A 23,473-nucleotide genomic window follows, 5' to 3' on the forward strand; every position below is an offset into this window, starting at 1 on the left:
TAGTATCTGGTTAAACGTTTTATTATGATCACACTTTTACCCGTAATAATCTCAGGCTATTACCGACCACAATCAAAGAACTCGCCGACATGCCAATCGCGGCAATATAAGGTGCCACATGACCAGTGACAGCTAAAGGCAAGATAAGGGCGTTGTAACCCAACGCCCACGCTAAATTTTGTTTAATAATTTGCGTGGTCAGTTTAGCGACCGCGACAGCTTGGGTGAAACGGGATAGATGATCGCCCAGCAAAATCAAATCGGCACTGTTTTTGGCAATCGCACTGCCACTGCCCATGGCGACCGACAAATCAGCCCCCGCAAGTACTGGCGCATCATTGATGCCATCGCCAAACATCGCCACGCGAGTATGCTGTTGTAATTTCGTTACTAGGGCAAGTTTACCCGCGGGCGTTAATCCGCTGTGCACATCTTCAATTCCCAGCTCTTTGGCCAGTTGATGCACATGTCCGGAGCTATCGCCGCTGGCGATACTAATGCGGCAACCTTGTTGCTTTAATATCTCAATCGTGGCCTTACTGTCTTGACGAATATTGTCTTGAATTTCAAAGCTGGCAAGCACTTCAAGCTGCTCATTGGCTGAGCGTGCTAACCAAATCTTTTGGGTTGGGTCCTGAGTATCGATACGTGCGCCAGTAAATACAGCATTACCAATTAAATAGTCAGTCCCCTCGATACGGCCTCGAACACCAAAGCCGACTTCATGGTGAACTTGCTCCGCGACCAAGGTATTATCGGCAAATAGGGCAAATGCAGCCGCAATCGGATGACGAGAGCCCGTTTCCAGCGCTGCGGCAATGGCTAAGGCCTGCGTCTTTGTTAAATCGGCCATGCACTGCGTTTGCCCGATAGAGAGCGTACCACAGGTAAGGGTGCCAGTTTTATCAAAGACCACATGTTTAATCTGCGGCAGTTTTTCAAATACGCCGGCTTTGCGGGTAATGATCCCAAGACGGGTAAAAATGGCGGTTGCACAGGTGACGGCGGTCGGTGTCGCTAGCGCTAAGGCACAAGGACAAGTTGCGACTAGAACCGATAGCGTTACCCAAAAGGCATCCTCTGGGGAAATCTGTTGCCAAACCAAATAGGTGATCGTCGCGATTGTTAGAATCGTACCCGAGAAATAGCGGGATAATTTATCGGCTAATAGGGCTATCGCAGGTTTTGTATTGGATGCCAGCTCCTGCAGTCGAATAATTTCAGCCACGAGTTGGTCTTGCCCCAATGCGGTAACTTTAACTTTTATCGGTTGGTCGACGTTGATAGTACCAGCGTACACTTGCTGATCTTGCTGTTTTTCAATGGGCATTTGCTCACCTGTGAGCATAGCTTCATTGATGTTTGTGTGGCCTTCAATCACCACACCATCGGCCGCAACCATTTCCCCTGGTTTCACAAGGATCACATCATTGAGGCGTAACTTTTTGGCCGGAATTTCTTCTTGACCATTTTCGGTGACTAAGTGTGCAGTGAGCGGCACCAATTTATGTAAATTACTGGAGCTGACCGAGGCCTTTTGTCTTGCCTTTTGCTCGAAGTAACGCCCAAGTAACAAAAAGAAAGTAAACATGGATACGGATTCAAAATACACTTCGCCTGTGCCATTCACTGTGGCAAAACAGCTTGCGGTATAGGCACCACCAATGGCAATCGAAACAGACACATCCATATTGAGTTTGCCGCTGAGCAGGGTACGAATGGCACTAAAATAGAAGGGCTGCGCCGAATAAAGCACCACAGGCGTGGCAAAAATCATGCTAACCCAGCGGAAATAGTCCCGATATTGCACGTCTAAATCGGTGAAGTAGCCAGTATAAAGGGCGAGGGCGAACATCATAACTTGCATAGTCGCAAAGCCAGCTAAGCCTAAACGCAGTAAAAATTTGCGACTATTGAGTTTATTGTTGAGCTCTTGTTCGTCAACTTGGTAGGGCGCGGCTTGATAGCCAATACGACTAATTTGTCCGAGAATATCGCTAAGTTTTACCTTGCGTTTATCCCAACTGATCATGGCGCGTTGGGTGGTTGAGTTGACTAGCACTTGGCTCACGCCCGCAAGTTGTTTGACTTTGTGTTCAATTAACCAAGCACAGGCGGCACAGGTGATACCATCGATGGAGAGTGATACTGATTCGACATTGTCCTCAGAATGCACAAAGTCTTGCTGCACTTCGGGCAAGTCATAGGCGCTAAATTGCGTTAATGCTTCGGGGACTAGGGCATTCTGTTTATTGCCAGGCTCAGTGCGGAACTTGTAATAACTGAGTAATCCCGCATCGACAATCGCTTGAGAAACTGCCTGACAGCCAGGGCAACACATCAGTTCATCACGGTCATTAATGCGAGTCACAAACTGCTGGCCCGTCAGAACGGGCTCTTGGCAGTGAAAACAACTTGGATACGTCATAGCGCTACTTATTTAACCACAATCAATTCAGCCAAAGTTGGACGTGATCTTTTAATTCAACGCGTTGGTGAATTCGCCATTTACCGTCGTAACTTTCGAGGCGAACTTCCCAAGGGCCGGTTAGGGTAGTAGGGATGGTAATGCGATACACATTACTGGCATCGGCCGTCGCAGTGAGTTTCATATCTCTGTCGGCAATGGTTGGATGATAGAACTCGACTTTCAAGGCGGCTTGATATGCAGGTCCCCCTTGCTGCGTCAGTAAAATCTCATTATTGGCTTGATCGAGTGAAAAATTCATGCCTATTTGTTTGGCATACTTCACTTTACTTAAGTCCATATTAATGGCTTTGCCATCTTTGTAGTAATCCTCGGCGACTAAAGAGTCCGAGTTCGTAAGGGCAATTTTTAGCGTGGTAAAACTTGCGACGACGGCACATAAAGGAAGAATAATTAAAAACCAAGGCCAGAACTGCTTATACCAGGCTTGTTGTTCGCTCATGTCAGATACCCATTCAAAAAATTTGCGCCATTTTACCGTTAAAAGACGGTTTTAGCACTTTAAAAAAAAGGCCTCGAAGTCTTCGAGGCCTTAGTGTTACTTATACCTAATTACTTGTTTGACAAGCTATAAACATAAGCTGTAATGACATGAACTTTCTCTTCACCGAGAACGTCTTTCCACGCTGGCATCACACCTGCGCGACCATGTTTAATGGTCTCTTCGATCATGCCACGGCTACCGCCATATAACCAAACATCGTCAGTTAAGTTAGGAGCACCCATAAACTTGTTGCCTTTAGCGTCCATACCATGACACGCAAAACAACCTTTCATGAATGAGCCTTGACCTTGGGCAGCGAGTTTCTCGTCATGCTCACGACCAGACAATTTAACAACGTATTCAGCTAAACCAGCAATCTCGCTATCTTCGATTGGCAAACCACCTTTGGGTGGCATCATGCCATGACGACCTGCCATGATAGTGGTCTTAATCGTGGCTAATTCACCACCATATAACCAGTCACCATCGGTAAGATTAGGGAAGCCTTTGCTACCACGTGCATCAGAACCATGGCACTGAGCACAGTTTTGCAGGAACAAACGGCCACCCACTTTCAACGCTTCTTGGTTTTTCACTAATTCTTCTAGTGGTGTTGCCAAGTAAGCGGCGAAGATTGGGCCATATTTTTCATCAGCGTGTTTTACTTCTTGATCATACTGAACATAAAGACCTTCTTTTGCTGCTAGCTCAATCGCTGCAGCAGAATCGGCTTTAATGCCATGCTCTGTACCGATACTCTGGTTAGAACTGGTCCAGCCTAATAGGCCTTTGTAGTTACCTAAACCAGGAAATAAGGCCAAATAGATCAAGCCAAACACGATAGTGATATAGAACATATAACTCCACCATTTTGGCAGTGGGTTATTGAGTTCTTCAATACCGTCGAAACTGTGACCCATGGATTCGCCTTCTTTTACGTCAGTGGTGTTCTTAGAACACACACGCAGTAATAGAAAACAACCCGCGATCACGACTAACGAGAGTACAGTAATCCAAACACTCCAGAAGCTACTCATCACTTATTCTCTCCTGAGTCCTTCGATACCTTGTTGACTTCCTCATCGGAAAACACAAGGTTAGCTGCTTCATCAAATGATTTTTGACGACGCGAGCTATATGCCCAAGCAAATATACCGACGAAGGTCAGCATCACAATGATGGTTAAAATGCCTTGTAATGTGCCGTAATCCATATATTGCCTCCTTATTTGAGTGCGTGACCCAAAGACTGAAGATATGCAATCAAGGCGTCCATTTCTGTCTTACCTGCAACAGCTTGCTGTGCGCCTGCGATTTCTTCATCGGTATAAAGATCATTACCTTTGTAACCGCCTTTATGCAGGTTACGTAGGATAGTCATCTTGTCACCCGTTAGTTTGCCGTCTAACTTGTTTTCGGCTAACCATGGGAACCCTGGCATATTCGATTGAGGAACTACAGCACGAGGATCGATTAAGTGAACTTCATGCCATTTATCGCTATAACGACCGCCAACACGTGCAAGATCAGGACCCGTACGCTTAGAACCCCATTGGAATGGATGATCCCAAACTGATTCGCCCGCGACAGAGTAGTGACCATAACGTTCAGTTTCTGCACGTAAAGGACGGATCATCTGGCTGTGACAGTTATAACAACCTTCACGAACATAAATGTCACGACCTTCAATTTGCAGGGCAGTGTATGGCTTTAAACCTTCAACTGGCTCAGTCGTATCTTTTTGAAAAATCAACGGTGTGATTTCAACGAGACTACCGAAGCTGATAGCGATAACGGTAAAAATCGCTAACAAACCGATGTTTTTTTCAACTATCTCATGATTAAATTTCATCGAGTTTGCTCCTTTAAGCCGCTGTTGGTTCAGCCAATGCTGGCAATGAATCTTTAGAGGCTTTCACAGTACGGATCACGTTATATGCCATGATCAGCATACCGGTCAGGAAGAAACAACCGCCAAGGAAACGTACGAAGTAGAAAGGATAAGAAGCTTCCAGACTTTCAACAAAGCTATAAGTCAAAGTACCGTCAGCATTCACTGCGCGCCACATCAGACCTTGCATTACACCTGAAATCCACATAGAGACGATGTAAAGTACAGTACCAATAGTCGCTAACCAGAAATGGACGTTAATTAACTTGATGCTGTACATACGGCCGTGACCGAACAATACAGGAATCAAGTGATACAGAGAACCGATTGACACCATTGCAACCCAGCCTAGCGCGCCGGAGTGAACGTGACCGATAGTCCAATCTGTATAGTGTGATAATGCGTTAACTGTCTTAATTGCCATCATAGGGCCTTCGAAGGTAGACATACCGTAGAAAGACAGAGAAACAACTAAGAAACGTAACACAGGGTCAGTACGCAGTTTATGCCAAGCACCTGACAAGGTCATGATACCGTTAATCATACCACCCCAAGAAGGTGCGAATAGGATCAGTGACATCACCATACCTAAAGACTGAGTCCAGTCAGGTAAAGCTGTGTAATGTAAGTGGTGAGGACCAGCCCAGATATACAGTGCGATCAGTGCCCAGAAGTGGACAATAGAAAGACGGTAAGAGTACACAGGACGACCTGCTTGCTTAGGTACGAAGTAATACATCATCCCCAAGAAGCCTGCGGTTAATAAGAAACCTACAGCGTTGTGACCATACCACCACTGCACCATAGCATCGACAGCGCCGCTATACAGAGAGTATGACTTGAACAGACTGACTGGTACTGCCATAGAGTTAACTATGTGTAGTACGGCAACGGTAATAATAAAGGCACCAAAGAACCAGTTCGCCACATAAATATGCGAAGTTGTTCGTTTGATAATAGTACCGAAGAACACGATAGCGTAGGACACCCAAACGATAGTAATTGCGATATCGATAGGCCATTCTAATTCAGCGTATTCTTTTCCTTGGGTGAAACCCATTGGTAAAGAAATAGCTGCTGACAGAATGATGGCTTGCCATCCCCAAAACGTAAATGCGGCTAACTTAGGTGCAAATAGTCGGGTTTGACAGGTGCGTTGTACGACATAATAGGATGTTGCAAAAAGGGCTGATGTACCGAACGCGAAGATCACCGCATTGGTGTGTAATGGTCGCAAGCGACTATACGTTAACCAAGGAGTGTCAAAGTTCAGCTGAGGCCAGATTAACTGAGCCGCAATTAATACGCCGACTGACATACCAACAATACCCCACAAAACTGTGGTTAAGGCAAATTGGCGGACAATGGCGTAATTGTAATCAGCGCCTGTTGGCTGGGAATGGTTCATCATAATGCTTCCACTGCTTATTACTTTTACTTTTAGTAAAGACAAGCTTTACCTGTTATAAATGACATAAAACTCAGCCTCCCTATTAAGGTTGCTGAGTGATGTCAATGCGTTACCCTGCATATTTTTGCTCAAATATGAGGTTTCGCAATGATACTTGAGCCATATCAAAAAAGATACCAAAGAAGGGGTGTGGAAAGTTGATCTAGATCAACCTACGCCATAGAATGTTAACATATTGCATCATAAGGTTAATCTTTGTGCTAACTCGTCTGAGTCCCTATTTATTTACTGCATTATTTAGCTTCAATCTCACAGCTTGTAAGGAAGATGCAAAGCAAGTCACACTTAAAAGCAGTCTTGATCCTTCACTTTGCCAATTTTCTAAGGGGGATTGTGTTAAAAAAGTTGGGGATGTTGAGCTCACTTTTCGCTTGTCACCAGGGAGTGCACCAAGCGAAAAGCCATTGACATTACAGTTGTTATCTTCCATGCCAATTTCTAATGTGCAAATCCGCTTAGAAGGAAGAGACATGTTTATGGGCGTTATTCCTGTAAATGTGAAGCAAACTGATGAAATGACTTATATCGGTCAGTTAGTCTACGGTTCTTGTAGTAGTGGCTACATGGTTTGGCGTGGCTTTGTGAGTTTTAGCGTTAATGGTGAAACTAAAACGGCTGTTTTTGATTTTCTCGCAGATGACAATGGTTAGATATATCTTTGAAAGTGCTTGATATGGATTTCTAAACATCAAGACAATCAACTATACAGATTAGTGATCCTTCCAGTTTTCTTTTACTTTGACAAAAATATCTACATTTTCAATAAAGAGCTGTAATAAGTGAGGATCAAAGTGTGTTGCCGCCCCTTTACGCATTTCAGCTAAAACCTCTTCTAAAGGCCAAGCTGTTTTATAGCAGCGGGCATGGGAAAGGGCATCAAACACATCTGCGATTGCCACAATCCGCGAGAAAATGTGAATTTCGTCTTGTTTTAGATTTGCAGGATAACCAGAACCATCATATTTTTCATGATGTTGCAGTGCAATAATTGATGCGGCCTTTAGTATTGGTCGCTCAGAATTTGCAAGAATTTGATGGCCAATCATAGGGTGTTGACGCATAACTTTCCATTCTTCGTCATCTAATTTGCCGGGTTTAAGTAGGACAGCATCGGGGATCGCAATTTTACCTATGTCATGCATTGGTGAGGCACGGCGCAGTAAATCGGCTTCGTATTCACTTAAACCGGCGAGTAATGCTAATTGAGAACAATACTCCGCCATACGTTTCACATGATTGGCAGCTTCTTTCGAGCGGCTTTCAACAACATCACCTAAACGTAAAATAAGCTCTGATTGTGTATCTTCCACCTCCTGATTGAGCAGCAAATTTTCAAAGGCTATGCCCACGTTGATGGCAAAAATATCAATGAGTTTCTTATCAAGATCATCAATTCTATCAATACCATCCATATAAAGTAGATTGATTAAACCGCCTTTGGTGGGAAAGTAACCGATAAAACAATTGTCTTCATAAAGGCACCGCTGTTGGGTGAGCGCACTGCGCAGTAGACGATCAATATGTTCAGGTAGTTGCGTAATGTGGGATTTATTAGCAAATTGACCAGTACCTGCAAGGATTTCTATATTGACAGGTTCAACATGACCACTAATCGCATCAATTGCATTACAAGTCAGCAGTAGCGTTTCTGAATCGAGATTAAGTAGAGTGGCCACTTGAGTCAGTAGCCCATCGGCGAATTTATGCAGGGTGCGCAGTTCAAATAATCCTGAGGTAGCTTCTAGTACTCTTTCTAAGCCCTTACGGTGATTTATTTGGGTGCGCCTTGCTTGCTCGATTTCCATGATATCGCGATAAGAGCGAAGGGCTGAGTAGACGCTAGTCATCAGTTTACGGGAATCCAGTTCAGCTTTTGCTTTGTAATCATTGATATCGTAATTGACGATAACGTCTTCTTCAGGTGCTTGCCCTGGCTGGCCTGTACGTAAGATCAATCGAGTGGTTTTATTCAATAATTCTTCACGGATCCACTTTACTAGTTCTAACCCCGCATGGTCACTTTCCATGACAACATCAATAAAGGCAATGGCGATGTCATGTTCTTGATTGAGTAATTCTTTTGCTTGTTCGGCACTATAAGCATTAATAAAGGTGAGGGCACGGCCATCAAGTTTAAAGCGGGAGAGGGCAAGCTTAGTGACGGTATGAACATCAGGTTCATCATCGACCACTAATACCTTCCAAGGAATACCAGACTCTGTTGTCTCGGTAGACTTTTTACCGGAAAAAAGAGGGTTTTTCTTTGCAAGATCAATCAGCATCCGATACCTCATTCAAGTAAAAATAATGATCACATAATCAGTGTAGTAGACACATTTCAAAGCGGTGCAAAATCTTGCATAAAATAGCGAGGTGAGTGGCAATCCTTAAATTACATTGTTGATAACGATTCTCATTTGTGTATTCTGTTACTATCAAACAATGATAGGGAGGGAAAGGGCATGACTAATCGAATTAACTTATCAATTTCAGCGCATAAATTGGCACAGCTAATACATGATGGACACATCTGCGCATCTGACTTCACGTGCTTAGATAGCCAATCGAAACAGCAAGTGTGGCAGCTATGCTTGATCTGTTGCAAAAAGCGTATTACTTGTCAGCAATGTTCATTTTCAAGTTGCACTAAAAATCTGACATATCTTGATGCCGATAAATAACATTATCGGCATTTGCGTTTAAGTATTATCATACAAGAAACTCTTATAATTCAGATGTAATATGCAACTTCCTCCAGTAATCCCGTTATTTGACTCATTTGAATTCATACAAGTTGGCAATAGTATTGTTAACCAATATATCACCCAAATTAGCATGAAAAAGGTAGTTGATGCGGGCTTAGTCATCGAGCATGCCAGTGATTGGCTATTTGAGCAAAAGCATAACGAAAACAACTATAAAGCTTATCGCAGTGAACTCACTACGTTTCTGCATTGGTGTTTTGATGTGGTTTCAATGTCTCCCATTCAAGTTACGCGCAAAGACATGAGTCGTTACGTTGATTATTGCCAAGCACCGCCGATAGCACTGATCGGTTATTTTAATGTGCCACAGTTTAAGTACGATAAACTGCATGATGAACGGGTTCCAAACTCGCAATGGCGACCATTTGTCGGCAAAAAACAACTCGGGCAAATCCAGCCTTATGTGTTAAGCGATAATGCGTTAAAAACAAAAATGGCCATTTTGTCTTCGTTTTATTCGTATCTGACAAGTGAAGAATATTGTGAGCGGAATCCTGCTCAAATCTGGCTTAATCACAGTCGATTTGCAGCAAACAGGCAATATCAGTGTCAAAGTCATGAAGATGAAAATAGTCTCGCATTCACTGAATTACAGTGGTCATATATTATGACGACCATTACTGAACTTGCAGAAGAATTTCCTGAGTTACATCAAAGAAGTTTATTCCTCGTTACATTGATTTATTGCTGTTATTTACGCATTTCAGATGTGTCTGCACGTGCGGGTTATTCGCCGGTGATGAACCAGTTTAAACGTAATCAGCAAACGGGCATCTGGAGTTTTCATATTCCGTTGAGTAAAGGTGGTAAAAGACGCAGCGTTGCGATTTCAAAAGCTTTGCTCGATGCGTTAGTCAAATATCGTCAGTTTTTAGGATTAACGGATTATCCAGGACCAAACGAAAATCATCCTTTGTTTGTACGGCACAAAGCTGCTGGACGCGGCCGAGATGTTGGTATCCTCAATGCCAATCTAGGCATTCGTCATGTTCGCGACGAAATTCAAAAAATAATTAATTTGGCTGCAGAACGTATAGAAATCGATGGCTTTACACAAGATGCGGCGCAGATGCGCAAACTAACTGCCCACAATATTCGCCACACTGGCATTACGCACGATATCAATATCAACCGCAGACCGTTATCCCATGTACAAGCCGATGCTGGCCACGAAAGTATCGACACTACATCGCAATATTTGCACACAAGCCAAATTGAACGTCATGAAAGTGCATTCAACAAACCAATCGACCATTTGAAAGGCATAGAGTGATTAGATACAAAGCTGCGCACAATGTATATTATGTTAAATACTCTCTATGCGGTTCCCATCGCAGCTCTTTTTTGTGGCTTGTCATTCCAAATGAGTTTTGTGTCATTTCGTGAGTCTGAATTTTGTTATTATATATCAAGGCTATAATTCACTCCGCCAACAGCTTTGCTCTATTATGGTGCAAAGCTGTTCATCCAGAGCGCATTAAATTTTGTGTTTGCTGCTTTTTGACAAAGTGCACCTCACACGCAGCTATGCGAACTCTTTTGAAGTATAGATGACGTGTTAGAAATGAATTTTATGAAACAATGTCCCAATCAAATCATGTCGCTCCATTAGAATGATTACTTACAATAATTCATCGGTTTACCAAGCTTAATTGAAATTGGTTCGTAGCTATATTTCCACTGCTTAATCTTACCTATTAATTTGTTGTAATGTTGATGACGTGATTTATCAACATCGGAGTCGCTCGAACACATCACCAGTTTCACCTGACGGTATCTTAAACAATTTAATCGTCGCTACGTGAATGCTTTGGTATATTGGACTCGCAAACTAGCCAGAAACACCTAGCAACGCGCTTATGCTTGTCCAAAAAATCACAATGAAATACTAAGATGTTGCCGATTTTGAGCCGCCATGGACATAAATATGTCATTTTCAGGAGTTTTTATAGATATCGAGTGAAGCGCCCTAACCTACTTTTGGACAAAAATCATTATGTGTACTAGCTCATATATGAACTGACAGTGTTGATTAAATAGCTAGACTTAATCGGACAATCTCAACTCGACCCCACCCAGCTCATTTCTGGACATTTTCAAGTTAGACTTTTAGCTCGAATTAGTGAATTTAGAATTAAAATTTCTATGGATAACGCCTGCTTAAGCGGCTTAACCTCCATAACTTCTGAGTAGCTTAATGTTGAACAGTTACGGTTAGTTATTAATACGAATGACTTTAAATGGGATTGATGTCCATAACACTGCCCCTGATAGCGTGTTCTGGTCTAATCCCATCGGACACTTAACTTTGAGACAGTATGGTCAATAAATTAAGAGGTCAATATGAGTCTGAACAAATCACATAAGAGTTATCCGCAGGCATTTAAGGATGAAGCCGTCTTGATGGTGCTGGAGCAAGGTTATAGTGTTGCCGATGCGACAAAGCCTCTTGGAGTTAGCACTAGTCTGCTTTACAACTGGAAGGAAAAACACGAAGCCTTGCAGCAAGGCCTTACCTTTGAATAGTCTGAACGTAATGAGTTGAAGTAATTTATCATATAAAACAAATGATTATGCATGGAGAAATAAATTATAAAAAAAGGCCAGCGCCTTCTTTGCGAGAGAAATGAAGTAAAATTTAGTTTCATCAAACAGCAATCTAACCTGTTTCCCATAACACTGATATCCATCGATTCACACTGATTCTACTGACCAGCATACTTGCGAGAGCGGTACGAGAATGACCTTCGCTGAAATGGAGTAAGCACTAAATAGTGCCTACGTTTGCGTGCACTTTTCTCCGATTTACTAAGGCTGCGATGTTCGGATTATTTATATTTTTTATGATTAAAAAGCGAATATCAATTAGGCCACATAATTAATGCAAATTATATTGCTGGCGGTGGCTTTATACCTGGGCTGAAAAACAAAAAATGAGTATCGTGCTTAGCGTAATTTTATTGAACATTCATCATATAGGTCATCCTCTGGAGCTGATTTTGATTAGTATTGGTTCTTGTACAGAACTTGATGATTGTGCTTTTTGGGCTTCTTCGATGCGTAAGTCAATAGTGGCAACTAACTTGGAAAACGCCGCCATCGAAGAAGCTCACGAGTTAGTCACCGTGGCGGACGATGGCGTGACGAGGCGGGTGTGTCACTCCCAAATCGAGGTGTTCTATGTGGAACTTGCGAACGTTCTTTCGCTGCGGCGGTTGGCTCAGCCAAATCAGCAAGGATCGGGCAATCCGGGCGGCCATCGCCATGGCAATTTTCGGCTAGCTGCTCGAGCGTTTGCACCATAGCTTGTAGTTCAACGATCTTCGCCTTCAGTCCGTCGGCATGGGAGAGCGCCAACGCCTTAACGTCGGCGCTCGCGCGATCTCGGTTGCACCACAAGAGCAAGAGTTCCGAGATTTGTTCGACAGAAAAGCCAAGGTCGCGTGCGCGACGGATGAAGCGAAAGCTTTGCGCGTCTGCCGAGCTGTAATTTCGGTAGCCAGCATCAGAACGATTAGCTTTGGGTATCAAGCCAATCTGTTCGTAGTAGCGAATCATCTTCGCCGAGATGCCGGACAACTTGGCTGCTTGACCAATATTCATCATTATCTCCTTCTAGTAAATTAATCAAATACGCTCAAAAACTGAGGTTTACCTGCGCACAGATATTTCTCTGGGCGTAAAGAACACGTCGGCATACAGGTATTCAGATCGCATTCATGTTGTCTATATTCCATCTGAAGATTGCTCAGAGCTAATGTGGTGATCAAATGCATATAGTCCCGCCACACCCTCAGGTGTGACGACTCTTGCAGTGGCAAAGAGATGTTCTCGGGCGTCGCTATAATCGTCCTTGAGGTGATCCAAGGGCATATTTGGTGAAAACATGTTGTGTTACTCCTTCAACAATATTCGTCTATCAAGCGTGACTTTTGTGCTACCACCCCAAAAGCCAATGACTTGGTGTGGGTTTAAACCATCATCGGAGCCCTGAAGCGCTTGAGTCGGAGCGCGTTGCCGAGCACAAATATACTGGAAAGTGCCATTGCGGCCGCTGCGAAAATTGGCGAAAGCAAGGTGCCATTCAACGGGTAGAGTGCACCCGCCGCAACCGGTATCAACACGGCGTTGTAGGCGAAGGCCCAGAAAAGATTCTGCTTAATGTTACGGATCGTGGCCTGACTAAGCGCGATCGCATTCGTCACGCCACGCAAGTCGCCCGACATTAGCACCACGTCAGCAGCTTCTATCGCTACATCGGTTCCCGTGCCGATAGCGAGCCCAACATCAGCTTCGGCGAGTGCTGGTGCGTCGTTGATACCGTCTCCCACGAAGGCGACTCGCGCGCCATTGTTCCGGAACTTCTTCAGCGCCTCGACTTTACCATCGGGGAGGACCTCGGCTAAGACTTCATCTATGCCAAGCTGCTCGGCAATCGCCGCAGCGGTCGCCGCATTGTCGCCAGTGATCATCGCTACTTTCAGTCCGAGCACGTGCAGCGCCTTGATTGCTTCGGGCGTTGTTTCTTTGATTGGATCTGCGACTGCAATCACCGCTGCCAAGCGGCCGTCGATCGCGGCATAAAGTGGGCTCTTGCCTTGCTCGCCGAGACGCAGGGCGGTGGACTGCAAGCTCGACACATCCAGACCGAGCTGCGTCATAAACCGATCCGCACCAACGGCGACGGTACGACCTGCGACCTTGGCCGACACGCCGAAGCCCGGTGTTGCGTCGAAGCTCTCGATAGGTGCAAGGGTGAGGTTCAACTGCTTTGCGGCTGTGACGATCGATTCGGCAATCGGGTGCTCGGAGCGGGTCTCGACTGCCGCAACAAGAGCAATAACTTCTTTGTATTCAAATCCTTCGGCAGGCACGAGATCGGTCAGCTCGGGGCGTCCTTTGGTCAGCGTGCCGGTTTTGTCGAGCGCGATAACGCTCACATCGCGCAACGCCTGCAAGGCTTCGCCCTTACGAAAGAGTACGCCGAGCTCGGCCGCACGGCCGGTGCCAACCATGATTGAGGTCGGCGTGGCCAGTCCCATAGCGCACGGACAAGCGATAATAAGAACCGCGACCGCATTAACTAGCGCAAAGGTCAGCGCTGGGGACGGGCCGAAGATTAGCCAGACGAGGAAGGTCAGCGTGGCAGCTGCCATCACCGCTGGGACGAACCACATGGTCACTTTGTCGACCAGCGCCTGGATCGGCAGCTTTGACCCCTGCGCTTGCTCGACCAGACGAATGATCTGCGCGAGCACCGTATTCGCGCCGACCTTGGTGACGCAAAAACTGAAAGCGCCCGTCTTGTTGATAGTGCCGCCGACAACTTCGGCTCCCACCCCTTTAGATACGGGCACCGGCTCGCCGGTGATCATGCTCTCGTCAACATAAGAGGCACCTTCGACGACTTCGCCGTCGACCGGAATCTTCTCGCCCGGACGAACGAACACTATGTCACCAGTCATCACCTGATCGAGCGGTATTTCAAACGTTTCGCCGTTGCGCTGGACGCGCGCGGTCTTAGCCTGAAGTCCGACGAGCCGCTTGATCGCTTGCGAGGTTCGCCCCTTGGCGCGCGCCTCCAGCATGCGTCCGAGCAGGATCAAGGTAACGATGACCGCAGCAGCTTCAAAATAGACGTTGGCAGTGCCTTGCGGCAGCGCTTCAGGGGCAAAGGTTGCGACGATCGAATAACCATAAGCCGCCGCGGTGCCGACCGAGACCAGTGAGTTCATGTCGGGAGCACCGCGCAGCAACGCCGGTACCCCTTTTAGGAAGAAGCGCAGACCAGGACCGAACAAGACCAGGGTGGCGAGCACGAACTGCACATACCAGTTGGTCTGTTGCCCCAGAACCCCCATCACCCAATGATGCATGGCGGGAATAAGGTGAGAGCCCATCTCAAGGATGAATACGGGCAAGGTGAGGATGGCTGCAGTGATGAAAGAACGTCGCAGTGCCCGCGCCTCGCTCTCACGACGCTCAGTGTCCTGATCGCTAGCATTCGCCGTTTCGGCGGACAAGCGACGGGACTTGTAGCCCGCCTGTTCGACAGCGGCTTCAAGATCTGCCGTGGAGACGACCCCTGCAAAATGGCGCACCCTCGCGCGCTCGGTCGCCAGATTTACAGTGGCTTCGAGCACGCCCGGAATTTTTACGAGCGCTTTCTCTACCCGGCCCACACACGATGCGCAGGTCATGTCCTCGATCGCCAACTCGATGGTCTCTTCGCGAATGGTGTAGCCAGCGTTCTGAATGGCGTGGACAACCGCCTGCGGATCGGCTACGCCGGTGAAAGTCATGTCGGCGCGTTCGGTAGCGAGATTGACCACGGCCGTCTGCACCCCGGGGACCGCTTTCAACGCTCGCTCGACACGGCCGACACATGATGCACACGTCATGCCTTCGACAGGCAGGCTCAGACGAGTGCCTGCGGACACGGATTGATTGGCGTTTTGTGGCAAGGAAACAGAAGCCATTGAACTACTCCTTAAATGTTGAGTTAAAAAAAGCTTAATGCTTCCAGCTATGGGAAGGTCAAGTCCTATGTGTGATTTATTTCACGACGCGTCCGTTCGAAATGCCGTCGGCGCCACTGCAGTCCTGATCCGCCTGCGCGCAGATCTCCCAACCGCCACCCAGCGCCTTGTAGATACTGACAACGGCAAGCCGTTGGTGGGTGCGAGCGATTGCCAGCGCACGCCGGCTTGCAAAGTCGGACCGTTCGGCTTCGAGCACATCAAGGTAGATGCCTTCACCAGCTGAGAACCGCACATGGGCAAGACGAGCCGCCTCGCGATTTGCAGCTGACTCAAGCAGACGCAGCTCAAGCGTGCTACCCGCGGCGCCATAGGCTTTGAAGGCATCCTCGGTTTCCTGCAGTGCGCGCAACACGGTCTGGTCGTAGACGATCAACGCCTCTTGGGTACGTGCCTCGCTGGCGGCGATGCGGGCACGCACGCGCCCAGTATCGAAAAGAGACCAGCGAATGACCGGGCCAAGGAAGCTGGACAACACTCCGGAGCCATTTACTTCATCGAGACTTCCAGCAACAAGCCCGATTGAACCATGCACTTGGATCTCGGGGTAGAGACCAGCCGTCTCGAACCCAATCCGAGCGGTCGCCGCAGCAAGAGTCCGTTCAGCCGCCGCAATATCAGCACGCCGAGAAAGGAGTGCTGCGGGATCGCCCACGGCGATTATTCGAACAGCAAGCGCTTCACGCGCAGGCGTTACAGCGGGTGGTCTAAACGTCTGGGGCGTTTCGCCAAGAAGGATGGCCAGTGCATTGCTGGAGGCCGCACGGCGGCGCTCCAATTCTGGCACGGCCACCTCGACATGGTGCAACAAGGCCTCGGCACGGAGCTGGTCGAATTCGCTGGCAGAACCGGCGTGCACGAGACGTTCGACCAGGCTCAGGCTTTCGCGCTGGCTTTGGCTGATGTCGGCGGCTACAGCTAGTTCGGCCTCGATACCGCGTAGCTCGAACCAAGTGGCAGCCACCGCAGCAGCGACCCCCGCCTGCACACCACGCAGCAGAGCCTCGCGGGAGCCTGCTTGCGCCTGAGCGGCTTCCACCGATCGCCGCACACGGCCAAAAAGATCGATTTCCCAGGAAGCGTCGACCGCGCCGCGATAGGTTTCTATCTGACGCGACTGACTATGGGGCGTCTCGACCTCACTCCGGCGACGGTTCTCATAACCAAGCTCAGCGCCACCGCTCGGCAGGAAGCCCTGACGGCTCTCACCCAACATGGCCTTTGCCTCTTCGAGCCGAACGACAGCGATACCTATGTCATGGTTCACCGCGAGCGCCCGCTGGATCATGATGTTCAGAGCTGGATCGTCGAAGGTGCCCCACCACTTCACCTCAACTGCCCCTGTTCCAAGACCGGCGGGAGGCTCACTGAAACTGGTCGGAAACTGCGATGAAGGTAGTGAGTAGTTTGGGCCCACCGCCGTGCATCCAGTCAAGATGAGCGCACTCAGGGGTAACAGAACTGCTTGGTATGGACTTCTCATGACATGCTCTCCTCAATGTGCGGCTTAGCACTTGAACTGTACCGCTCGAAGCGAGCCTCCAAGCCACGTATCACTACATAAAAAACCGGTGTCAGGAATAATCCGAACAATGTCACGCCGAGCATACCTGCGAAGACCGCAATCCCCATAGCCTGGCGCATTTCGGCCCCAGCACCGCTTGCCAATATCAACGGTACGACGCCAGCAATAAATGCCAATGAGGTCATCACGATAGGCCGCAACCGCAATCGACAAGCCTCAACGACCGCCTCCAGCGCACTTGTTCCTGCAGCTTCGAGGCTGCGTGCAAACTCGACGATCAAAATTGCGTTTTTGGCCGCCAAACCGACGAGCACGATAAGCCCAATCTGAACAAAGACGTTGTTGTCGCCCCCAGCCAGCCAGACGCCGGTAATCGCACTCAAAAGACACATCGGCACGATCAGCAGAACCGCAAGGGGCAGCAGCCAGCTGTTGTATTGCGCGGCGAGGATGAGATAAGCGAGCAGCACGCACAATGGGAAAATGAACAGCGCAGAATCGCCAGCCAGTTTTTGCTGGTAGGTAAGATCAGTCCATTCGAAGCTCATGCCTTCAGGCAAAACCTCCTTGGCTAATCGTTCCATGACCGCAACAGCCTGCCCCGAGCTGACGCCAGCCATCGCACCGCCCGAGATGTCGGCCGTAGGGTAACCGTTGTAGTGCATCACGCGGTCTGGGCCGGCACTTGGCGTCACAGTGACAAAGGAGGACAACGGCAGCATATCTCCGGCCGCGTTGCGCACCTGCAGGCGGCCGATAGATTCGGCTTGCATGCGGTGGTCTGTATCGGCTTGGGCCGTCACCTTATAGGTTCGACCGAAGCGGTTGAAGTCGTTGATATATAGAGATCCGAGATAGACCTGAAGCGACTCGAACACATCCGCCAGACGAACCCCCTGGCTCATAACCTGAGTGCGATCGATGGTGACATCTAACTGCGGCGCATTGATGTCAAGACTGGTCATAAGCCCAGCCACCTCGCCCGACTCGGTAGCTTTTGTCATCAGGATCTGGGTCTGCTGCACCAGAGCTGCGAGCCCGGCACCGCTGCGGTCCTCGACCTGCATCTTAAATCCGCCCGTCGCGCCAAGGCCAGGCACCGGTGGTGGCGGGAACACGCCGAGGAAACCATCGGGGATGCTGGCAAATTGGGCTTGCAAGCGCCCTGCAATCGCCATCGCGCTGAGATCAGGTGTCGTGCGATCTTTAAACGGGTTGAGCATGATGAATATGACCGCGGCATTTGGCACGTTGACGAAACCATTGATAGAAAGGCCGGGAAACGCAACGACGCTTTCGACACCTGATTCGGTCAGCGCGATCTTCGACATCTGTTTGACGACTGCGTCGGTGCGGTCCAGTGACGAGGCGTTTGGCAGCTGGGCGATTGCGACAAGATAATATTTGTCCTGCATGGGCACGAAGCCGGGCGGGACGGCCTTGAATCCGAAGAAGGTCAACGCAAGGAGTCCGGTGTAAACCAGAAGTGCCACGCTGCTAATCCGCACGACCTTGCGCACCGTGTTGCCATAAGCGTCAGGTGCATGCTGGAACGGCTGGCCTAGTGTCCGAAACAACTGATCGGCGCGGCCACGCAAACTGCGCGGAACTCGCACTATTGCCGCCTGGCGCGGGCGCAACAAGAGTCCTGCGAGCGCAGGGCTGAGCGTGAGTGAATTAACTGCTGACAGAATGGTTGAAATCGCAATCGTGAGCGCAAACTGTCGATAGAACTCACCCTGCAAGCCGCTTAGAAAAGCGGTCGGAATGAAAACGGCGGCGAGGACCGAGGTGATCGCGATAATAGGACCGGTGACTTCGTCCATGGCAAGCCGTGCGGCCTGAATGGGTTCCTCACCATTTTCGATGTGACGTTCGACATTCTCGACCACTACGATCGCGTCATCGACGACGATCCCGATTGAAAGCACCAGGCCAAACAACGACAACGTGTTCAGTGAGAAGCCCATCAGATGCATGACGGCAAAGGTGCCGATCAGCGACACCGGCACCGCTATAAGGGGAATGAGCGAAGCACGCCAGTTGCGCAGGAACAGCACCACCACGATAACGACAAGAAGAATCGCCTCCAACAAGGTGGTTACCACCGACTCCAGCGAGGCACGAACAAACACCGTCGGGTCATACGCGATGCGCGAGCTGAGTCCTTCCGGAAAGTTGCCTTCAAGCCGCTGCATGTTTGTACGCACCGCCTGCGCAACGTCGAGTGCGTTAGCGCCCGGACTCTGGATGATTTGCAGCGCGACGGCAGGTTCACCGTCAAGCAGACTGCGCAATGCGTAGGTATCGGCCCCCATCTCAATGCGGGCGACATCGCGCAAGCGCGTCACCTGGCCGTCGCCGCCTGTACGAATGATGATGTCGCCGAACTGCTCCTCATCAGTTAACCGCCCGAGCGTGTTCACTGTCACTTGGAACGCGGCACTGGAATTGGGAGCCTGACCGACGGAGCCAGCTGCTACCTGTACGTTCTGCTCGCGCACAGCGGCAATCACATCCCCCGCTGTCAGCCCTCGTGCGGCGATTAGGCTCGGATCGAGCCAGAGCCGCATACTATATTCACCAGCTCCCCAAACCAGAACGTCGCTGATTCCCGGGATACGGGACAGATCATCGCGCACCTGGAGGTAAGCGTAGTTCGAAATATAGAGAGGGTCGTAGCGTTTGTCTGGCGATAACAGGTGAACCACCATCAGGATGTCCGGCGAAGTCTTCTGCGTGACGACGCCTTGGCGCTGCACCTCCTCCGGCAAACGCGGCAGAGCGCGCGAGACGCGGTTTTGTACCTGGATCTGTGCCATATCGGCATTCGTCCCTTGCGCAAACGTGACGGTCAGGATCATTCGGCCGTCAGTGGCTGATTGCGACGACATGTATAGCATGCCCTCGACCCCGGTGATCGCCTGCTCGAGTGGCGCGGCTACCGTTTCAGCAATCACCTTGGGATTGGCGCCCGGGTAGGAAGCGGTCACCTGAACCGTCGGCGGCGTCACGGTCGGATACTCGCTGAGCGGCAATTGGAAGAAAGCAACGATGCCAGCGAGCACCATCAAAACTGAAAGGACGATGGCAAAAATCGGGCGATCGATGAAGAAACGTGGGAATGTCATTGTACGGCTCCCGAGGTTTGTGACACCGCAATAGGTGTACCGTCAATCGCAGCGGACTGTGGCGTGACCTGCATGCCAGGGCCTACCAGCCCCTTGACGACGATGTGCTCGCCGGGCTGTAGACCTTGTTCGATCACGCGCAAACCCTCGACCACAGGACCCAGCTCGACGGGCCGGTATTCCGTCTTGTCATCTTTGCCGACAACGAGCACATAGTGGCTACCTTGATCGGTACCAATCGAATGATCGGAAACCAGAACCCTCGCTTGCGGCGCCCCGGTTTCTAGTTTGACCTTGGCAAAAAGACCGGGTGTCAAATGCCCATCTGGGTTTTTGACAACAGCGCGGATACGCACTGTTCCCGTCCCACGATCGCTGGTGTTGGAGAGGAAGTCGACACGGCCTGGCCTCGAATACGTCTTGTCGGTGAGCAGTGCCACCATGACCTTTTCCGCCAGTGGACCATGCGTGGTAGTGTGGTCTCGGCCTGCGGCGAGCGATCGCAAATAAGTGCGTTCGTCTACATCGAAATAGACGTGGATGGGATCGATAGAAACAATAGTCGTGAGTGGCGTCTCGCCGCTGAAGACGTAGTTGCCTTCTGTAACGAGGGCTTGGCCGACACGTCCACTGATCGGCGCCGTGACACGTGCGAAACTCAGATCCAATTGTGCGGCATCCACCGCTGCCTTTGCGGCGTCGACCTGTGCTTTGCTTGCATTCATAGAGGCGGTTGCGATGTCGAAGCGATCACGAGCAACGATCTTTTGGGCAAATAGCTGTTCGGCTCGTGCATATTCCGTTTGGGCAAGTATCGATGCCGCTTCAGCCTGGCGCAGGTGCGCCGTCGCGGCGTTCAGTGCGGCTTGGAACACCCGAGGATCAATGAGAAAGAGCTCGCTGCCCTTTTCGACGAAGCGTCCCTCGGGCAGGCTTACGTTCTGTATATAGCCAGCAACCCTCGGGCGCAGCTCAACCCGCTTGACCGCGGTCAGCGAACCTGTGAGTTCGACAAATGGCGTCACCGGACGAACGATCACTTCGGCCACCGGAACGCTTGGTGGCTTTGCGGGACGGGCAGAGGGAATCGCCTCCTTGCATCCTGTGATAGCGAGTGCAACGCTTAGCGCCACAGTGGTTATGGTTATGCGTTTGACCTTCATCATTTTTTCCTTTCTCGATAGCAGTCGACAGTTAGTTTTGCTGAGCCGAGGTAGCTCCTACTGTATTTATCCGGCTTACTACGCTTAGAAGGTCAAGTGTTTTTTTTGATTAATAAGGGGGGCCTTGCGAGACGCAGCGAAGTCTAACTCTGATGACGAAAAAATCATGATCAGCGACGAAAATCGCTAAGTATTAAGGCATGCACATAGAAGAAAACTTCCTCGACAAAAAAGCCAGACATACGACCTTGGCAGCTACGACCACTGCACTTACAAACGAGAGCGATTGGAAGTGTTGTTACTGCTTGTAGCTTTAGCCGACGGGTTGCATTCATGTTAGGGCTGACAGCAGAAATGGCCTGAATGCAGTTCCAAACAAACAGCATTAAACACTGGCGAGTTTTACTGTTCGACTACTTGGGTATGAGACAATGTAAACTCGCAAATTTAGAGCTTAGAACTAAGCAGATACAGGCTGAAATCAGGAAATGATGTTCTGGTCTTAAGTGTCAGACTGAGCAGTAATCAAAATGAAGAGGAGCTGATACTATGATTAAATTCGTGGTGATCACTCAGGTGTTTGATCAGGGCTAGCGCATGAGTGCCATTGCCTTAATTGCATTAGATTTACTTCTGTCTGTGAGCGTTCAGTGTACTGTTCAACCCATATTAGACAATTTTAATTGAGAATTTTCGAACTCTACAGTTGACAGTTCACCATTAGCAAAATGACGTCACTCCAAGTTCTAATATTTCATTTAAGCAGTCACATCTAGCTTCAAAAACTCTCTTGTTGATTGAGCAATATTAAAAATCCAATCGTGTTTTAAACTACCAAAGAAACGCTCAATGAAGGCATTATCCCAACACACACCTACCCATACTGCCTCAAAATTAAGTGCTGAGATAAAATTAGACCGGAGCAGGTGCAATGGTATAGAGAGTCAGACCATTATATTGGCGGTGATATTACATTTTTGGAAACAAATTCAATTACTCTGTCCTTAAATTATACCATTTATAACTCGTTTGGGTCGGATAAACAGCACCTCTGTTACTTAGGTGCTGCTCTCCTAAGAACCGTACATGCAACTTTCACTGCACACAGCTCAAGCCTCCACTAAGGTGCACTGTCAATTGGCGGTATTTTGCGACTTGCTGCTTCTATCTACACTGCAACAGGTTGACTCAGGTTTGGCCGGATATCCAATTTCCTCCAGAGCGTCGAGTATTTCGTCTTGCGATTGGCTGCTTTGTACATTGATACTACGGCTGGTGAGATCTGCTGTTACGACTGCATCGGCGTCCAGTTCCTTTATTGCACGGTTGATCAAGCCAAAGCAGTGGTTGCAGGTCATATCGGTAATTTTTAACGTTAACATCGTAAATCTCCTTTACTAAGTGGGCAGCTAAAATTCTGCACCTTGCTACAGGGAGAAGGTCAAGGCTTATTTTCTGTGATGTTACCCAGTACCAGTTGTGCCAAAATGGCATAATGTGAGCATGGGTCGCCAGTGCTGCAATCTGATAGCTACTCAGTACTTGCTGGAGAAAGGCGTCACACTGGTGACAAACGTGCGTAAGAATATGAAAGCAAAAGCGATGTCGTTGTGGGATAGAGCGATGCTGTCGAGACGTTTCATCATAGAAACCATCAAAAAAATATATCCCAAGTAGAGCACTCCAGACACCGCAGCGTGCATGGATTTATGCTCAATATGATAGCGGGACTCATCGCCTATCAATTAAAAGACAATAAGCCACAACTGAACCTCACTAACGGGGATTTTAATGCTATTGCAGTTATGGCTAGTTAAACCGATCTCAGGTTAAATAAGGTCGAGCCAACCCCCTGCCCCGAGCTGTAAAATCAACAATAACGTTTTTTACTACAGCAAACGGCAGCTTGCGAAACATAACATCAGATCGGTATATGGAACATCACCCACTTCAAGCAAGGTCAGTAGGCTGATTGACTCAATAACTAGACCATCCATAGTGCACCTCAATTCGTTAT

Annotated in this window: 16 protein-coding genes and 4 pseudogenes; 5 read left to right on the plus strand and 15 right to left on the minus strand. The window is 48.7% G+C overall.

The features are described from left to right. Positions 1-28 precede the first annotated feature (28 nt). The 6 genes from L5M51_RS02885 to ccoN all read right to left on the minus strand — a co-directional run bounded on the left by L5M51_RS02885 (position 29) and on the right by ccoN (position 6,273). The gene (locus L5M51_RS02885; RefSeq protein WP_219252327.1) at positions 29-2,428 is read right to left on the minus strand and encodes a heavy metal translocating P-type ATPase; all 2,400 of its coding nucleotides are present in this window, start codon (positions 2,426-2,428) and stop codon (positions 29-31) included. Positions 2,429-2,450: 22 nt separating this feature from the next. Continuing rightward, complete coding sequence (locus tag L5M51_RS02890; protein ID WP_113940485.1) at positions 2,451-2,930, minus strand: FixH family protein; 480 nt, start codon at positions 2,928-2,930, stop codon at positions 2,451-2,453. 110 nt (positions 2,931-3,040) lie between these two features. Then, a complete protein-coding gene (gene ccoP / locus L5M51_RS02895; protein ID WP_028759967.1) occupies positions 3,041-4,009 on the minus strand; it encodes a cytochrome-c oxidase, cbb3-type subunit III in 969 nt (322 codons plus the stop codon). Further along, entirely contained in the window at positions 4,009-4,185 is a 177-nt protein-coding gene (locus tag L5M51_RS02900) for a CcoQ/FixQ family Cbb3-type cytochrome c oxidase assembly chaperone (protein WP_028759966.1), read from the minus strand. Before L5M51_RS02900 ends, ccoP begins: the two co-directional genes overlap by 1 nt. Positions 4,186-4,196: 11 nt before the next feature. Beyond that, positions 4,197-4,823 (minus strand): cytochrome-c oxidase, cbb3-type subunit II, encoded by a 627-nt coding sequence (gene ccoO, locus L5M51_RS02905; RefSeq protein ID WP_028759965.1) that lies wholly within the window; start codon positions 4,821-4,823, stop codon positions 4,197-4,199. A 13-nt stretch (positions 4,824-4,836) separates the two neighbouring features. Then, complete coding sequence (gene ccoN / locus L5M51_RS02910; protein ID WP_028759964.1) at positions 4,837-6,273, minus strand: cytochrome-c oxidase, cbb3-type subunit I; 1,437 nt, start codon at positions 6,271-6,273, stop codon at positions 4,837-4,839. 224 nt (positions 6,274-6,497) lie between these two features. Here ccoN and L5M51_RS02915 point away from each other — a divergent pair, with 224 nt between their 5' ends. Further along, positions 6,498-6,983 carry a hypothetical protein gene (locus L5M51_RS02915; RefSeq protein ID WP_411568997.1) on the plus strand — a complete coding sequence of 162 codons (486 nt, stop codon included), beginning with the start codon at positions 6,498-6,500 and terminating at the stop codon, positions 6,981-6,983. 60 nt (positions 6,984-7,043) lie between these two features. Here the strand turns inward: L5M51_RS02915 and L5M51_RS02920 are convergent, their stop codons facing one another. After that, positions 7,044-8,615 carry a DUF3369 domain-containing protein gene (locus L5M51_RS02920; RefSeq protein ID WP_113940482.1) on the minus strand — a complete coding sequence of 524 codons (1,572 nt, stop codon included), beginning with the start codon at positions 8,613-8,615 and terminating at the stop codon, positions 7,044-7,046. 180 nt (positions 8,616-8,795) lie between these two features. On the opposite strand from L5M51_RS02920, the gene L5M51_RS02925 reads away from it, so the two are divergent. The 3 genes and pseudogenes from L5M51_RS02925 to L5M51_RS02935 all read left to right on the plus strand — a co-directional run. Next, positions 8,796-9,014, plus strand: coding sequence for a hypothetical protein (locus L5M51_RS02925; protein WP_081729032.1), 219 nt, complete (start codon positions 8,796-8,798; stop codon positions 9,012-9,014). A 61-nt stretch (positions 9,015-9,075) separates the two neighbouring features. Beyond that, positions 9,076-10,371, plus strand: a complete 1,296-nt coding sequence (locus L5M51_RS02930) for a tyrosine-type recombinase/integrase (RefSeq protein WP_263171527.1) — start codon at positions 9,076-9,078, stop codon at positions 10,369-10,371. Positions 10,372-11,441: 1,070 nt separating this feature from the next. Then, positions 11,442-11,783 (plus strand): annotated as a pseudogene (locus L5M51_RS02935) (transposase); the annotation flags it as partial. Here the strand turns inward: L5M51_RS02935 and L5M51_RS02940 are convergent. The 8 genes and pseudogenes from L5M51_RS02940 to L5M51_RS02975 all read right to left on the minus strand — a co-directional run. Further along, positions 11,779-11,934: pseudogene (locus tag L5M51_RS02940) on the minus strand (IS630 family transposase); the annotation flags it as partial. The pseudogenes L5M51_RS02935 and L5M51_RS02940 sit on opposite strands and share 5 nt — an antisense overlap. 284 nt (positions 11,935-12,218) lie before the next feature. Beyond that, positions 12,219-12,701, minus strand: a complete 483-nt coding sequence (cueR, locus tag L5M51_RS02945; RefSeq protein ID WP_049821695.1) for a Cu(I)-responsive transcriptional regulator — start codon at positions 12,699-12,701, stop codon at positions 12,219-12,221. A gap of 368 nt (positions 12,702-13,069) precedes the next feature. Further along, on the minus strand, positions 13,070-15,577 hold the full coding sequence (locus L5M51_RS02950; RefSeq protein ID WP_263148321.1) for a heavy metal translocating P-type ATPase: 2,508 nt from the start codon (positions 15,575-15,577) through the stop codon (positions 13,070-13,072). Between the two features lie 76 nt (positions 15,578-15,653). Next, entirely contained in the window at positions 15,654-17,120 is a 1,467-nt protein-coding gene (locus L5M51_RS02955; RefSeq protein WP_317629918.1) for a TolC family protein, read from the minus strand. Continuing rightward, positions 17,117-20,293 carry an efflux RND transporter permease subunit gene (locus L5M51_RS02960; protein WP_263171529.1) on the minus strand — a complete coding sequence of 1,059 codons (3,177 nt, stop codon included), beginning with the start codon at positions 20,291-20,293 and terminating at the stop codon, positions 17,117-17,119. The genes L5M51_RS02955 and L5M51_RS02960 overlap by 4 nt, the downstream gene beginning before the upstream one ends. After that, positions 20,290-21,459 (minus strand): efflux RND transporter periplasmic adaptor subunit, encoded by a 1,170-nt coding sequence (locus L5M51_RS02965; protein ID WP_317629919.1) that lies wholly within the window; start codon positions 21,457-21,459, stop codon positions 20,290-20,292. Before L5M51_RS02965 ends, L5M51_RS02960 begins: the two co-directional genes overlap by 4 nt. Positions 21,460-22,115: 656 nt before the next feature. After that, positions 22,116-22,334, minus strand: a pseudogene (locus L5M51_RS02970) (IS3 family transposase); the annotation flags it as partial. 255 nt (positions 22,335-22,589) lie between these two features. Further along, complete coding sequence (locus tag L5M51_RS02975) at positions 22,590-22,838, minus strand: heavy-metal-associated domain-containing protein (protein ID WP_105252492.1); 249 nt, start codon at positions 22,836-22,838, stop codon at positions 22,590-22,592. Positions 22,839-22,998: 160 nt separating this feature from the next. Here L5M51_RS02975 and L5M51_RS02980 point away from each other — a divergent pair. Then, positions 22,999-23,273, plus strand: a pseudogene (locus L5M51_RS02980) (transposase); the annotation flags it as partial. Between the last annotated feature and the right edge of the window lie 200 nt (positions 23,274-23,473).

The organism is Shewanella sp. SM73, assembly GCF_025653795.1.
GTDB lineage: Bacteria > Pseudomonadota > Gammaproteobacteria > Enterobacterales > Shewanellaceae > Shewanella > Shewanella oncorhynchi.

Excerpts from the sequence above, each read along its gene's own strand:
- L5M51_RS02950 (WP_263148321.1), bottom strand. The coding sequence starts at position 15,577 with ATGGCTTCTGTTTCCTTGCCACAAAACGCCAATCAATCCGTGTCCGCA.
- L5M51_RS02890 (WP_113940485.1), bottom strand. The coding sequence starts at position 2,930 with ATGAGCGAACAACAAGCCTGGTATAAGCAGTTCTGGCCTTGGTTTTTA.
- ccoO (WP_028759965.1), bottom strand. The coding sequence starts at position 4,823 with ATGAAATTTAATCATGAGATAGTTGAAAAAAACATCGGTTTGTTAGCG.
- ccoN (WP_028759964.1), bottom strand. The coding sequence starts at position 6,273 with ATGATGAACCATTCCCAGCCAACAGGCGCTGATTACAATTACGCCATT.
- L5M51_RS02900 (WP_028759966.1), bottom strand. The coding sequence starts at position 4,185 with ATGGATTACGGCACATTACAAGGCATTTTAACCATCATTGTGATGCTG.
- L5M51_RS02925 (WP_081729032.1), top strand. The coding sequence starts at position 8,796 with ATGACTAATCGAATTAACTTATCAATTTCAGCGCATAAATTGGCACAG.
- L5M51_RS02955 (WP_317629918.1), bottom strand. The coding sequence starts at position 17,120 with ATGAGAAGTCCATACCAAGCAGTTCTGTTACCCCTGAGTGCGCTCATC.
- cueR (WP_049821695.1), bottom strand. The coding sequence starts at position 12,701 with ATGAATATTGGTCAAGCAGCCAAGTTGTCCGGCATCTCGGCGAAGATG.
- L5M51_RS02965 (WP_317629919.1), bottom strand. The coding sequence starts at position 21,459 with ATGATGAAGGTCAAACGCATAACCATAACCACTGTGGCGCTAAGCGTT.
- L5M51_RS02915 (WP_411568997.1), top strand. The coding sequence starts at position 6,498 with ATGTTAACATATTGCATCATAAGGTTAATCTTTGTGCTAACTCGTCTG.
- ccoP (WP_028759967.1), bottom strand. The coding sequence starts at position 4,009 with ATGAGTAGCTTCTGGAGTGTTTGGATTACTGTACTCTCGTTAGTCGTG.
- L5M51_RS02920 (WP_113940482.1), bottom strand. The coding sequence starts at position 8,615 with ATGCTGATTGATCTTGCAAAGAAAAACCCTCTTTTTTCCGGTAAAAAG.
- L5M51_RS02930 (WP_263171527.1), top strand. The coding sequence starts at position 9,076 with ATGCAACTTCCTCCAGTAATCCCGTTATTTGACTCATTTGAATTCATA.
- L5M51_RS02975 (WP_105252492.1), bottom strand. The coding sequence starts at position 22,838 with ATGTTAACGTTAAAAATTACCGATATGACCTGCAACCACTGCTTTGGC.
- L5M51_RS02885 (WP_219252327.1), bottom strand. The coding sequence starts at position 2,428 with ATGACGTATCCAAGTTGTTTTCACTGCCAAGAGCCCGTTCTGACGGGC.
- L5M51_RS02960 (WP_263171529.1), bottom strand. The coding sequence starts at position 20,293 with ATGACATTCCCACGTTTCTTCATCGATCGCCCGATTTTTGCCATCGTC.